The 15132-nt window shown below is 38.1% G+C and carries 11 protein-coding genes and 1 CRISPR repeat array; of the genes, 2 read left to right on the forward strand and 9 right to left on the reverse strand.

Annotated elements, in window-relative coordinates:
• Positions 1–30: 30 nt before the first annotated feature.
• The gene (locus AC559H_RS02545; protein ID WP_026793554.1) at positions 31–1053 is read right to left on the reverse strand and encodes a hypothetical protein; all 1023 of its coding nucleotides are present in this window, start codon (positions 1051–1053) and stop codon (positions 31–33) included.
• Positions 1054–1309: 256 nt separating this feature from the next.
• Between AC559H_RS02545 and AC559H_RS02550 the strand changes: the two genes are divergently transcribed.
• A complete protein-coding gene (locus tag AC559H_RS02550) occupies positions 1310–2608 on the forward strand; it encodes a hypothetical protein (RefSeq protein ID WP_237745649.1) in 1299 nt (432 codons plus the stop codon).
• Between the two features lie 586 nt (positions 2609–3194).
• A CRISPR array of direct repeats spans positions 3195–4655; the repeat unit is 37 nt; unit sequence GTTTCAGTCCCGCAAGCAGGATTATTTTAATTGAAAG.
• Between the two features lie 336 nt (positions 4656–4991).
• On the opposite strand, the gene cas2 is transcribed toward AC559H_RS02550, so the two are convergent.
• The 5 genes from cas2 to cas5d form a co-directional block, all read right to left on the reverse strand.
• A complete protein-coding gene (cas2, locus tag AC559H_RS02555; protein WP_026793552.1) occupies positions 4992–5288 on the reverse strand; it encodes a CRISPR-associated endonuclease Cas2 in 297 nt (98 codons plus the stop codon).
• Positions 5285–6262 carry a type I-D CRISPR-associated endonuclease Cas1d gene (gene cas1d, locus AC559H_RS02560; protein ID WP_026793551.1) on the reverse strand — a complete coding sequence of 326 codons (978 nt, stop codon included), beginning with the start codon at positions 6260–6262 and terminating at the stop codon, positions 5285–5287. Before cas1d ends, cas2 begins: the two co-directional genes overlap by 4 nt.
• A 6-nt stretch (positions 6263–6268) precedes the next feature.
• Positions 6269–6853: a CRISPR-associated protein Cas4 gene (cas4, locus tag AC559H_RS02565; RefSeq protein ID WP_026787343.1), complete on the reverse strand. Its 585-nt coding sequence runs from the start codon at positions 6851–6853 to the stop codon at positions 6269–6271.
• A 201-nt stretch (positions 6854–7054) separates the two neighbouring features.
• Positions 7055–7858, reverse strand: coding sequence for a CRISPR-associated endoribonuclease Cas6 (gene cas6, locus AC559H_RS02570; protein ID WP_036834491.1), 804 nt, complete (start codon positions 7856–7858; stop codon positions 7055–7057).
• Positions 7833–8612 carry a type I-D CRISPR-associated protein Cas5/Csc1 gene (gene cas5d, locus AC559H_RS02575; protein ID WP_026793550.1) on the reverse strand — a complete coding sequence of 260 codons (780 nt, stop codon included), beginning with the start codon at positions 8610–8612 and terminating at the stop codon, positions 7833–7835. The genes cas6 and cas5d overlap by 26 nt, the downstream gene beginning before the upstream one ends.
• A 149-nt stretch (positions 8613–8761) precedes the next feature.
• Here cas5d and AC559H_RS02580 point away from each other — a divergent pair, with 149 nt between their 5' ends.
• Positions 8762–8974: a hypothetical protein gene (locus AC559H_RS02580; RefSeq protein ID WP_026793549.1), complete on the forward strand. Its 213-nt coding sequence runs from the start codon at positions 8762–8764 to the stop codon at positions 8972–8974.
• Here AC559H_RS02580 and cas7d read toward each other — a convergent pair.
• From cas7d to cas3, 3 genes are read right to left on the reverse strand one after another with little or no spacing between them, the layout of a single operon-like run.
• Entirely contained in the window at positions 8934–9938 is a 1005-nt protein-coding gene (gene cas7d / locus AC559H_RS02585; protein ID WP_026793548.1) for a type I-D CRISPR-associated protein Cas7/Csc2, read from the reverse strand. The genes AC559H_RS02580 and cas7d overlap by 41 nt on opposite strands.
• A 34-nt stretch (positions 9939–9972) precedes the next feature.
• The gene (gene cas10d, locus AC559H_RS02590) at positions 9973–12930 is read right to left on the reverse strand and encodes a type I-D CRISPR-associated protein Cas10d/Csc3 (protein WP_036834484.1); all 2958 of its coding nucleotides are present in this window, start codon (positions 12928–12930) and stop codon (positions 9973–9975) included.
• 4 nt (positions 12931–12934) lie between these two features.
• Entirely contained in the window at positions 12935–15061 is a 2127-nt protein-coding gene (gene cas3, locus AC559H_RS02595) for a type I-D CRISPR-associated helicase Cas3' (RefSeq protein WP_026793546.1), read from the reverse strand.
• Positions 15062–15132 lie beyond the last annotated feature (71 nt).

Genomic DNA, 15132 nt, shown 5'->3' on the forward strand with positions numbered 1-15132 from the left:
AGGTTAATGTAGGATTAGGGTGGGCATTGCTCACCCTACATAACCTCTTAAAATCATATTAATTTGTTTCTGAACTTGATCTAATTTTCGACGTTGTTGATCAATCCAATCTTTTTCGGCTTCCTGTTGTTCGTTGGTTTCTTGTTCATATCGGTTTTGTTTCTCTAAAAAATCATTGTAAAAAATAATAATTTCTGTTGTAGTTGATAAAGTAGACTTAAACCAATTAGTAAATCCTACAGCCATATTTTCTACGATAAGATTATTAACATTATCAACAAAATTATCAAATTGCTCTCTTTTGATTAAAGCAAAAATGTTGTTGAAGTTGTTTGAGAATGAGTCCCAAGTTGGTTTTATCCACTCTTGAATAAGATTAATACTTTGATTCTCTATGTTAATTAAATTATCTTTTTTGTAAAAATATGAACTGAGTTTATCAAAAATATCAACTCGTTGTTTGAAATCAAGTGAATTCATTGTATTCTGAACAGAATCAAAGTTTAAATCTGATAAGATTTGACTTAAAAACTCTAAATTAGTATTGATTAGGCTGATCGTCTCATTATTGATAACTTTTATTGCCTTATCTAACCCTTGAATCATACCATCTTTATCTGAATAACCCAAGTCTTGCTTATATGTTCCGGTTTTACTATCTTTAAACCACGTTTCCTTAAGCTGTTCACATTGATTTAACCATAAATTTTTAATTTCTTGGATCACTTCTGTTTGACATTTTTTCTGTAACTCCCGAATTCTAAAATCAATAGCCGTTAATTCTCCTATTTGTTCCCAGAGTTCAGACTTGGGGACAGTCATAATTCTAGCTTTACTATTCCAGACATCTTCAGCATGATCTAAATCTTTATAACTAACTTCCATTAACTCTTTTAATCGGGCTGCGGACTGTCTTAACTCTTGATTACAGGATTGAATCGACTGATTTAACTCCGTAGCGGATTGTTTCAACTCGCAAGATTCACTTTGATTGTTCAGTACAGAAACCGTTGAATAAGTAATAGACTGGAAGATATTTAAAAATTCATTCATTGCAGCAAGCCTCAATTAAGCATACAGTTCTACTTTACAACATTAGAGGAACAATAAATAAGTCAGTAACAATTTATAAATTATTTATCCGTGTTTATACGGTTTAATAAAATCAATTAAAATCAAAATAAATTTATTTTCCGTAAAAATACTTAAATCAGTAAAACAAAAAATTAATTGATCAAAATTTTAGCAATATCTGTTTGTTTTTAGAGGATTTTGAGTTTACAATAATTAAAGAGTTAGGTTAAAAATTATGTCTGTTTTCGCTCCTAGTATGCAATTTGTATTTTCCCCCGCAATTCAAGAAGGTTTAGCCAAGGGTGTCTATGAGTTAGTTTCTTCCAACTCAGGAGTACCTTTAAGCATGGTCAGATGGGCGAAAGGAACAGCAAATGCGGGCCAGTTTGCAGGTCACGCTATGGGTACAATAATGCACAATAGTCCCCTTGCGCCGATTACCGCACCCGTGGAAGTGGGTATGGGTTTAGTTCAAATGTATCAGGTTCATCAAGGATTTCAGAAAACCTATCAAGGAATTAACCAGTTACAAGCAAGTCTGGGAGTTCTACAATCAACTACTGCGGTTATTGGTGTCGGTGTTGCGGTAACAGGTGTTCTTGCGGCGGTAAATTTATATCAGACTTTAAAGTTAAGAGAAGATATCAAACAACTTAAATTAACGGTAACGGGAGGATTTATTGATCTAAAATCTGCCTTAAATAATCAAGGTGATAGTATTATTAGACGGATTGATGAAGTTGCAGAAGATATTAAATATAATCAACATCGGTTAATTTTAATTACAGCTTATGGCAAATTTACAGAAGCCTTAAAGTGGTTTAAAGTGGCAATGACTATTGAAGAACCAAATGCCAGAAACGATCAAATTAACGGGGTGTTAAGTATGCTATACCATGCTTTAGCTAATTACTCTAATCCCCAGCTATTAAACAATGTTTGTGCTGCGGGTCAACTTCGTAGACTCGAATGCACTTGGGCGATTGAACAAGCAATTATTACCGCCTATCAAGCCCAAAATCAATTAACAGCATCGAATGAACACCTCGAACAACTGCAAAATAAAATTCATCAAGGGTTACTGAATATTATTGATCAATGTAGTTCCCAAGAAGAACTTGATTTTCTCTTTCCTGAAATAGCCCGAATTAAAATACATGATTGTACCGCGTTAAAATCTTGGCAAGATCATACTAATTGGTTTAAAACCTTATCTAATGATGAACGGGAACAGTTAGCAATGTTAGAACCGGAAACCTCAGAATCAGTTAATTTTGAATTATCAAAAAACGACATAACGGTTAAACCTTTAGAAATGCAAATCTATGAGGAATTAAAACAAAAATCCCACTATTCAGCTTTACGAGATCAATTAAAATTTGTCGTTAAACCTGAATTACGCCGTGAACATGAATCTTATATTTTTAATAAAGCGATCGCCACAGGTTTAAATGGATTAGCCCCTAAAAATTGGGAAGAAGTACCCGATTTAACCGTTGCTAATCTTTATCATTATTTTCAAGTTCAATCTTAAAATGCGTAGGAAGATTGAAAAAAACTAGAAAAAACGACTTAAAGTTCCTCAAATTGTAAGTTAGATCAAAATTAGATGAAATTTAACAAAACGTAGGTATTTATTTATAGTTACCTACGTTTTGTTGAAAAAACAGCTAAATTGCCAAGCACTTTTTTCAGATATTTAATTAATCTTGACCAACTCGCATAATAATCGACTTCAATCCATTCATAATATCCTCAAGAGATTCAATAATTTTTAAGGTTTCTTTTTGTTCAGTTTCATCATCTAATTTAGACAAAAATTGAAATAATTGGTTAATTCTTTCTTCTTTTCTTTTTCTTTTTTTAATTATTAACTAATAGTTTGAGCTAACTCCAGTGGGAACGCCAGGGCTGTTTCATTAGCCAAAAGTTATGTACAAACAAGCTAAAGATCGTTGATATTTTCGGCTATCATTCTTTGATTTATTGTCGGGGAATGATAGCCATTGATTATGAGAAGATTAAGAATTATAGCAATCCTATTTGAGTTGTGTAAAAGGGAACAGGGGTAATATTTCTGACTGTTTCATGTCAGTATTAAAATGTTACAACCTATTATAGTTTCAGTCCCGCAAGCAGGATTATTTTAATTGAAAGATCTACCTCTCCCGCATCGGCACGGTCTTTATAGTTCTGGTTTCAGTCCCGCAAGCAGGATTATTTTAATTGAAAGGTCCTAATAAGTAGCACCACGAGGCATCGAAGCTTTTTGTTTCAGTCCCGCAAGCAGGATTATTTTAATTGAAAGTTTCCGCTTCCCACCCCATGCCCATTCAACTGTAATTTTATGTTTCAGTCCCGCAAGCAGGATTATTTTAATTGAAAGCAATTCATATTTATAATTTTGTAAACGGATACATTTCTCGTTTCAGTCCCGCAAGCAGGATTATTTTAATTGAAAGGTCCCCCTATTAATTAGGCGATTTTGATAAACTTGGTTAAGTTTCAGTCCCGCAAGCAGGATTATTTTAATTGAAAGGAATCTGAATATCCGACCTGGAAACGAGGGAAAAATAGTTTCAGTCCCGCAAGCAGGATTATTTTAATTGAAAGTGTGACGATTATAAAAACCAGTTAGAACATCGGTTCGTTTCAGTCCCGCAAGCAGGATTATTTTAATTGAAAGATCCGTCCGATCCTCTGGTGACTTCAACGGATTTGACATGTTTCAGTCCCGCAAGCAGGATTATTTTAATTGAAAGGATTTAGCAATTTATTTATCAATGCGAGATTGTTCAGTTTCAGTCCCGCAAGCAGGATTATTTTAATTGAAAGACATTTAAACCGGGTAATTAACCCGGCTTAGATTAAAGTTTCAGTCCCGCAAGCAGGATTATTTTAATTGAAAGACTCAGGACACGCTAGTTTTAAGATGCTAAAATAGTCATGTTTCAGTCCCGCAAGCAGGATTATTTTAATTGAAAGTTAAGCGAAATGAAACGCTTAACTAATAACAACAATAGTTTCAGTCCCGCAAGCAGGATTATTTTAATTGAAAGATTGTGGGATGTGCAACCAACAAACAACCCAATAACTAAGTTTCAGTCCCGCAAGCAGGATTATTTTAATTGAAAGCAAAGGATGGAAACCAAAAACCAATACAATTAAAAGTTTCAGTCCCGCAAGCAGGATTATTTTAATTGAAAGTTTGGTTTTGACCGTCTCAACTTCTCGCTTTTCAATGTTTCAGTCCCGCAAGCAGGATTATTTTAATTGAAAGCTCGTAGGCGGTGGTGATCATAAACCTTGAATCCTTGTTTCAGTCCCGCAAGCAGGATTATTTTAATTGAAAGTTAATTGAAAGATATTTCCCGCTAAACTCCAACACGGAATCCTTAGGTTTCAGTCCCGCAAGCAGGATTATTTTAATTGAAAGCTCTTCTTTCTTCTCACCGGATGCAATCATGTCAGTTTCAGTCCCGCAAGCAGGATTATTTTAATTGAAAGCGGACAGGATTCAATGTCAAATCTTGGCTGAACTAAAGTTTCAGTCCCGCAAGCAGGATTATTTTAATTGAAAGTCTGCCGTCTGAAACCCTGATGGGGCGGTGATTCTGGAGCCCATTTTCGTGAACCTCAAAAATTGCCTCATTTCAGCCCTCGTTATTGCAACAGATTATCAATAACTAATCGGACTCAAAAGTATAAACTATTGATTTGTCAAGGTTCTAGCGTTTTTCGTGAACCCCCCCAGGTTTTCGCCCCCGCTTAGGTTCACGAAAGTAATCATAAACCAAAACAATTTTCTTGTCAAGGGGAATCTTATATGATATTGCGATCGCCCCCAGACCCATGACCTCAAATAAAAAACCCCGCATCCAACGGAAACAGGGTCAACGTTATCCTATTCAATTCAACTAGATGACAATAGCCTGATCTTGACGGGGGAGTTCAGACCCATAGGTAATTGTGCGTTTCAGAGATCCCGCATCCAAAACATAAATCCGTACCGAATCTTCCGTAGGTTTAACTAACTTTTCAATTTGGTGTTGTAAGTTCACAAACTGAATACTGGTTAAAAAGCATTCAAACACACTATACTGACACCATTTGCCATAACCCGACAACAATTTATGTAACCTTGTGCGCCGTTTATTTGCTGCTTTGCTATCGGGTAAATCGTAAATCACCAAATAAAATAAAGTATTTTTCATCGTAGCACCAAGGGTTTATAAACCAGGTCTTCTTGTAAATAGCGTCCTAATAATCGAGCTTGTAATTCAATCGCCCGCCGATAGGTGCACCGATACTCAAAAACTGGATGTTTAAACTCATCATTCATTTTTCGTTCAAAGGCTTGTAAAAACCGTTTGCGTCCCTCATCTTTGAGTCGATAAGCACCCAAACTTTCGGTAAAATCATCTGGTTTAATTTCTCGGTTATTTAATACCGAAAATACCAAACTATCCGCCACCAAAGGACGAAATTCCTCCATTAAATCTAATACCATTGCGGGTTGACCTCGACTGACTTCATGCAAATACCCAATATAAGGATCAAGTCCAACTAAATGCACCGATGCTGTTACTTGTACCCGCAATAAACCATAGGCAAAACTTAATAAAGCATTCACCGGATCGGTCGGTGGACGACGGTTGCGACCTGGAAAAGACCAAGGTTCATTTAAGATCGCTGACCATTCCCGAAAATAATCTTTTGCTGCAATTCCTTCCACTCCTCGGACTTCATCTAAAGTGGCTTTTTTAAAGACTAATTTCTTATGATTTTTCAAAGGACTATCGGCAATTTTCTGACGATATAAAACCGTAGCTTGATTTTGAATTTTAGCCGATACAATGGTTTTAACTAATTCCAAGCGGCGTTCCGTATCCTGATATAATTGAAATTGGGCTAACCGTAGGGCTCCATTCCTAGAATATCCGGGTAAAGCACTACCTAAATATTTACCAAAACTGGTTAAATAGTGAACAGGCATTCCCAATTCTAAAGCATAGGTGAGGGCATCTCCAGTGACTTGAGGATTGCCCATTAATACCACTTGTTCGACGGTTTGGGCGGGAACAGATTGTTTATTCCATTTGCCACTTTCTTCTTGAGTTGCAACGGTAAAGGCTTCATATTTTTTACCTAAAATTGCTTGAGGTTGGGTAATATAAAGAATAGACATTTTAAGTTAAACTCCTTGACGAATTAGTTCTTTAACTTCAAAAGGTAGACAAATTCCTGTTAAACTACAGGCTTGACATTTTTTAGAATTGTTAATCGGTAAAGGGATTTTGCCCATGGCGGTTTTGTGAGCTAAGGCGATCGCTTCTTGGGTCATTTGTCGTAATTTTGGGGTAAATTCAACCCGTTGGCGACGACGATTTCCATGATAAAAAATTTCACCATAGGGAATTACTTTCCCCGTGCGTTCTTCTAAACATAAAGCCGCCGCACAAAGTTGAAAATGATCATTAAGATGTTGCGCCATTTTCCCCTTTTTATATTCCAAAGGAATCAGTTGATTGTCCCGTTCTTCCACAGCATCAATAATTCCACTTACTTTCAACTGTTCACTCCAGACCCACTGCTGACGGTGAATAATAGTATCACCTTCAAAAGTAGTTCCTTCTTCATTAATATTTTCATGGAGATAACGTCCCATAATAATATGTTCGTTATCCTTCATTTCCCCCAATTGATACTCTAAATAAAATCGACGGGGGCAATATTCCCAAGCGTTGAGATAAGCTAAAGGCAAATAAGAATCGGTCATATCAGTCATCAGTGTAGAGACGTGCCACGGCGCGTCTCAGTTATTGGTTGTCTGGGATAATTTTCCTTGATTCATTATTCCTAATTCTGGTTTTTTTTGGATAGCAAAAAGAATTTTAAGGGAGTCTCAACATAAACCAAGACGCGCTCAACATAAACCAAGACGCGCTCAACATAAACCAAGACGCGCCATGGCACGTCTCTACGAAGTGATTCTTGTTTGTCCCATTCCCATGGCGGTTTTACGACCGATGGCGGAGAAAAAGGCAAAATGGGCTAAGATATTCGCAATTTTTGCTTCTTGAGGGTCGGGAAATCGATATTTAATCCATCCTTTTGCCCCAATTTCTACGTTATTTTCCATCTTTAAAGCATGGGTTTCTAAACTATAAGCAGAAACAAAACCTTGCCAAGCGATCGCCTCCATTTTTTGTTCCTCCGGTGCAAAAGCATTCCATCTTTTCATCAGACTAGAAAACACTAATTCTGGTGAGGGAAAAAGTTGCACATATTTTTGTTGCTTAAAACTGGTGGGGGAAAGAAACTCTAAGGTAATATCATCGGAATTTTTTGGCAGTTTTGCTAACATTTGATAATCCCCCGAACCCACCCAAGGATGAGTACCAGGTAAGGAATGAATGCCTTTAATAATAAAGGGAAATTTACCTAAAGTTAGGGGTTTACTTCCCCATTGTTCAATGCCGTTTAATAGGGGTTCCAGCAGACTCCCATTTAACAAACCAATCCGAAAATAAAACTCATCTCCTGAGCGAATTCCATCGCCACGACGATGACCAATTAAACCCGATAAACTGATGGGAGAATCCTGACTATTATGGACATATTCAGAAGCATTTGGATCGCCCATTTGTAACCAGTACAAAACCTGAGCATGGATCGCACGTCCTAAAGTGGGAGGTAAATAACCCCGATTAATAGCGGCTATTTGGACAATGATCGCATATAAATTAAAAGATTTATCAGACTGCAATGGTATTAGCTCCATAAGCCACTCCTAAAGGTAAATTGATCGGAAAAGATAACTCGGTTAATTGTGACCATTCTGGCATTTCTTGCCCTTGATTCGGTTTTAAAATTTCTAAATATTCGCCTATTAATTGTGCCTGACTCAATAAACTAACCGGAGGCATAACAATCCGATTATATAAAAGTAAGCGACAAGATTGTGGTAAATCTACGGGATTTAAGGGATGTTGACAGACATATTCTCCCGATTTTTTTTTAATCCCAGAATCAGGAATTGGTGTCACATCAACTTTAATTTTTGCCGCCCATTTTCCTAACCGTATCCAAGCCGGAAATTTCACCTCTGGCGGTGCAATAATATAAGTCTGATATCGGCTACCTACAGCTAATTCTTTGGCTCGACCGTAGTTAATGGGATAGTTGCGGCTTGCTCCTGTAGCCCCAAATTGTTTGGGAATTCCATAGTAATTTACTTGAGCGGCTTTAAAGGTATTAATTTGATAGGAACAGTACAAAGGTTGGGCGGGAAAAACATAAATTTGGGCTTGATTGAGATGGAGTAAATTTTGTTCGCGATCGCTATCTAAATAAGCGGGTTTTTGAGCATTTTTCCCATGTAGTCGATAGGGTTTAGGAATATAAACCGCTTCAAATAACGCATAACTTAATGCCCAATTATGCAAATATTTTTCGGTTTCATAAAGAATACCCATTTCCCGACTCGCAAAAAAAACATTATCATGTAAAGTCAAATGACAGTGATAAAGAACCATTAAATTTTCCTCAAAAATTAAAGTTGTTGCGCTTCAGCGCACTCATAAAAGTTGTTGCGCTTCAGCGCACTCATAAAAGTTGTTGCGCTTTAGCGCACCCAAAGGTTTAAAAGAAAACAGGGAATTTCCAGCTTAATTTAATACCAAGATTGAGTGCTAAAGCACAACAACTGGGTGCTAAAGCACAACAACTGGGTGCTAAAGCACAACAACTGGGTGCTAAAGCACAACAACTGAGTGCTAAAGCACAACAACTGGGTGCTAAAGCACAACAACTGAGTGCTAAAGCACAACAACTGGGTGCTAAAGCACAACAACTGATTAAGAACTGGATTTTCCTTTCCCTTTGCCTTTTTCTTTAGTTAAAGCACCATAGGTTTCGGCATAGCTTTTCGTCTGTTCATAGAGAGTAGTTAAAGTTTCCCGCAAGCGCGTTTCATCCTGATAAATTGCACTCACTTCTGTTAATAATTCATCCAATTGAGGACGCAAAATTACTTGAGTTTTTCGCACAGGTTCCTTTTTAATTAAATTATCAGCCACCTCCGTTGCTTTAGTCAAAATATCACTAATCGGGGCATTAATATCTGGCTTTAATTGATCATAAATTGCCTGGGTAAAATGCAGATTACTGAAAATTTCACCATCACAAAAAGCAATTCCTATCAAATGATTGGTCATGGTTCCTGTGCGTGATTCCTGTGCGCCGTAACGTCGGGTTCTTAACAAGTTTCCTAACACATAAATAAACCCTTCAAAGGTTGAATCGCGCAGGGTTTCTACCGTCGGAAATGCTACCTCCGGCAGAACATGATCTAATTCATTAATTGCACTTCGCATTACCCCTTTTTCGCTCATTGTTCCTCCTTCAAAGGGAGCATTAAAGGTAAAACTACGGTGGGAATTTTCGTAAGGAGTCAGAGAAAAAGCCGAATCAGAATATACTTTAGAACGTTCCGATCCACTATCACCAATGGCAAACCCATAAAGAATACAATCAGGGCATTTTTTACAGGATTTTTCCCCATTATATTCACAACCATTTTCTGCACCTTCGGTGGCACTGGTTAAGGTTAAAGACCGTAATAACTCCCGTCCTGCTAATCTTTCTGGGGTAATTTGTTTGCGCTTAAACATCACCAAACGACTGAGAAAATCAACTGTAGTTAATCCCGCTTGAGTGCGTGCGGTGTTCAGTACACCATCGGTCTGAAAAACGGGGAAAGATTGACTATGACGCACCATTAAAAAATGGACATATTTACCCGAAGCTAAACGGGGAAAAGCGGCTTGAAATTCTGGTTTAAGTGTTTCGAGAATTGCCATTGTGATTATCTCCTTTAAAGTGTTAATTTTGGGTTTAAGATTGTTGTTGTTTGTCTTGCAATGCCAACCAACGGTAGGCAAATTCCGCCCCCGCTTTGATGCGGTTACGGTTTTCTTGAAGCAAGGCGCGATCGCCTTTATATTGCTTCAAAAAAACCTCCTCCACAAAGGTTGTCATAAACCCATGAATGGCTTCAAGTTCCTGTTGTTGACGCTGGGCATAATCCACAGATTTATCTTTAATCAAGGGACGTTTATAGACTTCTTGACGATCCAAAGCATCGCGCAAGTGTCCAGATCCTTGAAAGATTAAATCTTGGGGGTCAAGATCATTTGGACTCGATAAAATTACCTCCAAAGATTTAGTAATGGGTAACAAAATTGAATGACTGGACTCTTTGATATCGACTTGATAGAACTTGCGATATTTTTCGACTAAATCTTGTGTAAACTGCATGGTTTTCTCCATAACATCATCTCCTTTTGACCAAATTTGAGCAAACTGCCAATAGCGATCAATTTCATTGCTATAGGGTTCTCGTTTGTCACGCCGAAATCCCTCATTAGCGATCGCAAAAATATTCAACACATTCGTGGCTAAATCCCTCACTGTGCCATTAAACGCTTGCCAACGGGGATCGGGTTTAGCACTCCGATTATCTAAATGAATGCTATAGGCAATTAACAAGCGTTCTAAGGCCGTTTCCAAGCCATCTAAACGAATAGATGAATCTAAACTGAGCAGATTCCAAAACCCAGCAATTCCGTCTAATTTAACGGTTTCCAGAAACTCTTGATCACTGGTATAAAGAGGATCGGGACTGGTGGTAGCTACGACTTTTACACCTAAAAGCCTGGGCAAAGCTAGGGCTAAAAACGCCGGTTCTACCCAAGCATCCGTCAGGGTTTTTCCCATGGTTGTTGTGTAATTAATTGCCATAAACGGCAAGTCTCGCACCGAATAGCGAACACCTAATTTTGGATATCTTCCTGCTTTTGGTTCATCTTCTCCGTGCCAAGCTAAGGTTTGTAAGCCGTCAATTTGCAAATTAGCATCAATCCAATGTTTACGAACATCCCAAAGATTAGTCTTTAAAGTATTAGTTAATACTTTCACCGCTTTAGCGGTTTGGGGTGAGTAAACGTAGGCGGGGAAAATATACAGAAAAACTGGTTGTTTGTCTTCTAGTTTTCCCGCAGGGGCAGACCAATGGGCTTGCCGTAATAACATTTCTAAAGCCCATATTTTTGAGATTCCTCGTTTAATTCTACCTCCTCCTAACGCATTTTTATTACTATATTGTTGGGGTTTAAATAACACCACAGAATCCAGTTGATCCTCGGCGGAAAATTCCCCCGAACTTAATGAACAAATCGGTTGATTTGTAACTTTTGCCTCGGTATAAGCCGTTAGTTCATTAGGGAATTTATGGGGTAATGCTGTTAACCCCCAAATCTCTAAATACTGCTCTAAATAATCGCCAAAGGCTTCACGAGTTGGGCTACTTTGTTGTTTGAGTAACCCTTTTTCTTCTGCCCAAGTTGCTAGGCGATCGGCAAAAACAGTTAAAAATTCGGTTACTTGTTCTAAATCTAGGGTTAAATGATCAGCCATATAGTTAGCGGCAACTCGATACCAACCATAATTAACCCCCCCAGATTGAATTGCTGTTTCTTCTGGGGAAATTTGAGTTTCTAAATTCAGCAGGGTTAGAACTTGGGGGGCGTATTCCCCAGAGGTTTCAAAAAATTGATTTTGAGTAAAAATCAAAAATTCCGCAATTCGATCCGCCCGCAAATCCGCCGCTTTTAATAGTCTTTCTTTTTCAACTTGGGGAATATCTAATTTTTCAATTCGCTTAGGAGTTGCGTGACTTTTATCATTAGCAACTTTAACTTCTACAACATGGGGAAGTTGTCGAATTAGGTCTGCGGGACTGAATAATTCCAGGGTTTGGGGGGCAACTTTTAAGCCTTTCCCATCTCTTACAAAGCCAATTTCACCCTGACTAAAATATCCAGCTAAACCTCGAATATTTTTATCTTGATCCCCTTGGATAATATTCTGCCAAATAGCCGTTTCAATGGCTATAAAATCGGGAATTTTAGGTATTTTAGGGGCTAAATAAACTGTACCATGGGCAAAATATAATAGGGGTTCCCAGCCAATTTTTTCTACAAAACTAACCAAGGCATTATGAATACGATTAGTTAGCAAACCCCGACAGTCCCGCAGGCGATGATAAACCAATTTTTTGTCGATTTCTAACCAGTCTAAATGATCTTGTAGGCGATCGCCTCCCGTTTGAATTGCCACATCCGTCGGGTCATTAAAATGCACTGCAATATCACCAAAAGCTAACAGGTGACGCAGGGGTAAATCTAAGCGCCGATCATCCTCAATTTGTATCTGAAAATCATCAATTTCCCAATTAGAAATGAACGTATTACTTCCCACTTTAAATTGAGTATTTTGAGCTAAATAGGCAATATCCACTAAATACTCACGCCAGGGATGCCAAAACCCATCAAAATTAAGTTTTTCTCCCCAGGTTTCACAGACTTGCAAAATTTGCCGAATTTCATGGGCTTTTGGAGATGTAGATGCTTCAGTTTGACCTTGAATAACTTTATTATAATCATGTAAGGTTATTCCTAAACACAATAGCCGTTTTTCTTCCTCGGAAAGTTGTAAATCATCGGGTAAATATTGACTCAAATTCCAAGCTGTTAACAAAGCATTCAGAACATGAACCTGTAAACCTTGATCGGCTTTATTTGACCACCGTTGAGCTTTTTCTTCCGCATGGTGATCGCCTTGTTTTTCTAATTTGTTTAAATGACTTTTATAGGAACCTCCTAAAGCCGTAATTACTGAGAATTGTCGTTCCATTGCTGGGAGAATAGTCTCAATATAAGAACGCAAAATCGGATCAGTATCTTCGGGTAAGGTTTCAATTAGTAAGGTTTGCAGAAGGGTGAATTTTTCCATGATTTTAAAAAATATAAGGTTGGGCAGTTTCACAAGGTTTAAGTCGCAATTTCATCGCTTCTAAAAGCAAGGCATCTTGATTAAAAGCACAGGCGTAGGCAACACCATCGACATCGGTTAAACGGTATAATCCAAAGGTGGGATTAAGATGCAATTTGCGACTCACTTCCCAATGACTATAGGCTTGACTCCGGTTTACCGAAACAATAAATGCCAGTAATTTCCGTTTCCGAAGACATTTTTTAACTTCTCCTTGGGGGTGTCCGACAATCGTGAGTTTATCTAATAGAATTAAAGTACATTGTCTGAGTTCTTCGGTGGTGCGATCGCATTCTAATTGCACCTCAAATCGTCGATCTGTCCATTGTTTTATTTTTAAGTAAACTTGGATATATTGATCGGGAAATTCCGTCGCTGGATGGTTAAATTTTTGAGCAGCTTCTATAAAAGTCTGAGCATCAATAATTTCTACCTCTGCATAGGGTAAAAGCCGCAATAAATCATAGGTATAAAACCGAGAACCCTCCCAAACCGCTGCTTGTAGATCTGACCCCCCTCGAAATCGTAATAATTCTTCCTGTACCGCCTCACCCGTTGGATTGTTATTTAATGCACACCAATGATCTCGTTTTTCATCTAATTTTTTCCCATAAACTTGTCTTAAATCCTGACTCATATTCTGATAAATTTGCTCCATTACGGCGGAATTTTCCCCGGTCATTTTTAACAGCATTCCTTGAGCTTGTAAGGCTCCCCAATAACTCCGATATTGCTCAAATTCCGTCGGGGGATTAAAAGCATCTTCAAGAATTTCTCTAAAATTTGTGCGATCAATTTCTTGTCCTGATGTTAATTTTTCAGCTAATCTGGCTTCAATCCAAGGAGCGCGACCCGGAAGTAATATATAAGCGTTGTAACTGGAAAAATTAGGATGACGACCCAAACGACCTAACCTTTGAATACAAGTTGCAGAATCACTTGCCTCAAAAATAAGCAAATGAATTTTAAAATCTACTCCCACATCTACCGCCGATGTTCCTACTACTAAAACCGATTGTTCCGCATTTTTTAACTCCGTTTGGGTGATCGTTCTTTCCTGTCGATCAATTCGACCACTAATTTCTCGAACTTTGATTTGATCTTCGGGAAAAATTGCTTGTAATTCTCGAACAGCGCGGCTAACTTGGGCGACGGAATTGAGAATAATTAACCCCCGTCCTCGACCTTCTGTTTCTAGTAATTTTCGGATCAGTTCCGCTTGTTCTTTTAACCAAGTTAAACTATCTGAATCTCGATCTAATTGTACAAATTTGAGTTCGACTGACTGCAAAATTTGCCGATATCCGGGTGTGGGTTGTGAAACATAATTTCCTGCTATTTTAGTCACTTGAAATCCCGCTTTTTCTAGGGTGTTAATAAAACTGGGTTTAGGGGTTGCAGAAGTGAATAAAAACTTCATCGGACGCTTACGCGGTCGGCTATAACGAATCAATAGCAAACTATTCAGAATAGCGGCTTCTTGATGCACTCCAAAAACATGAAATTCATCTGCAACATAGAGATCAGGATTTATCACTAAAGAGGTCAACCAGGTGTGATTAAAGCCTGGATTATAATAACGAAAGTGGGTAATTAAGTGGAAAATATCGGGGTTTGTTAGAATAACGGGTTTGCGTTGAATAACTTTTGATAATTCCTTAAATTTGTTACTTTTTTCGGCAATTTCTACCCGTCGAGCTAATTCCACACCATACAAACTATCGACGCGCCGACTCCCATCTAAATTAAAATCTTGGCAATAATTTCTAACTTGTTTTTCTTGATCTGTGACTAATTCAATGGTCGGATATAGGGCAATTGTCCGAAATTTGGGATTAAGTAATCCCCCTAAGTAAGCCGCCAGGGATTTACCATCTCCGGTGGCTGAGGTGTTAAAAATAATCTCAGCCGGGCCATGCAGCACTTCGGCACAGGTTTTGACCTGGTGTACGGACAAAGGGCAGGAAATCTCTGGATTTTTGACAAAGTTCGGGGCCTGCTGTTTGACTTTGCACTCACCCCGACATCCCAATGGGCAGCCATCTACATCGGTATTTTGCTGAGAATATAAAGGAAGTAACGTAATTTTCACGATTTCCCCTAGAATAGTGACGGGTGGTTTATAGTTGTTAATAGACCGATTATGGCACAGATTTATTCAAT

The organism is Planktothrix prolifica NIVA-CYA 540 (genome assembly GCF_963864145.1).
GTDB classification, from domain to species: domain Bacteria; phylum Cyanobacteriota; class Cyanobacteriia; order Cyanobacteriales; family Microcoleaceae; genus Planktothrix; species Planktothrix agardhii.

Excerpts from the sequence above, each read along its gene's own strand:
- AC559H_RS02545 (WP_026793554.1), bottom strand. The coding sequence starts at position 1,053 with ATGAATGAATTTTTAAATATCTTCCAGTCTATTACTTATTCAACGGTT.
- AC559H_RS02550 (WP_237745649.1), top strand. The coding sequence starts at position 1,310 with ATGTCTGTTTTCGCTCCTAGTATGCAATTTGTATTTTCCCCCGCAATT.
- cas2 (WP_026793552.1), bottom strand. The coding sequence starts at position 5,288 with ATGAAAAATACTTTATTTTATTTGGTGATTTACGATTTACCCGATAGC.
- cas1d (WP_026793551.1), bottom strand. The coding sequence starts at position 6,262 with ATGTCTATTCTTTATATTACCCAACCTCAAGCAATTTTAGGTAAAAAA.
- cas4 (WP_026787343.1), bottom strand. The coding sequence starts at position 6,853 with ATGACCGATTCTTATTTGCCTTTAGCTTATCTCAACGCTTGGGAATAT.
- cas6 (WP_036834491.1), bottom strand. The coding sequence starts at position 7,858 with ATGGAGCTAATACCATTGCAGTCTGATAAATCTTTTAATTTATATGCG.
- cas5d (WP_026793550.1), bottom strand. The coding sequence starts at position 8,612 with ATGGTTCTTTATCACTGTCATTTGACTTTACATGATAATGTTTTTTTT.
- cas7d (WP_026793548.1), bottom strand. The coding sequence starts at position 9,938 with ATGGCAATTCTCGAAACACTTAAACCAGAATTTCAAGCCGCTTTTCCC.
- cas10d (WP_036834484.1), bottom strand. The coding sequence starts at position 12,930 with ATGGAAAAATTCACCCTTCTGCAAACCTTACTAATTGAAACCTTACCC.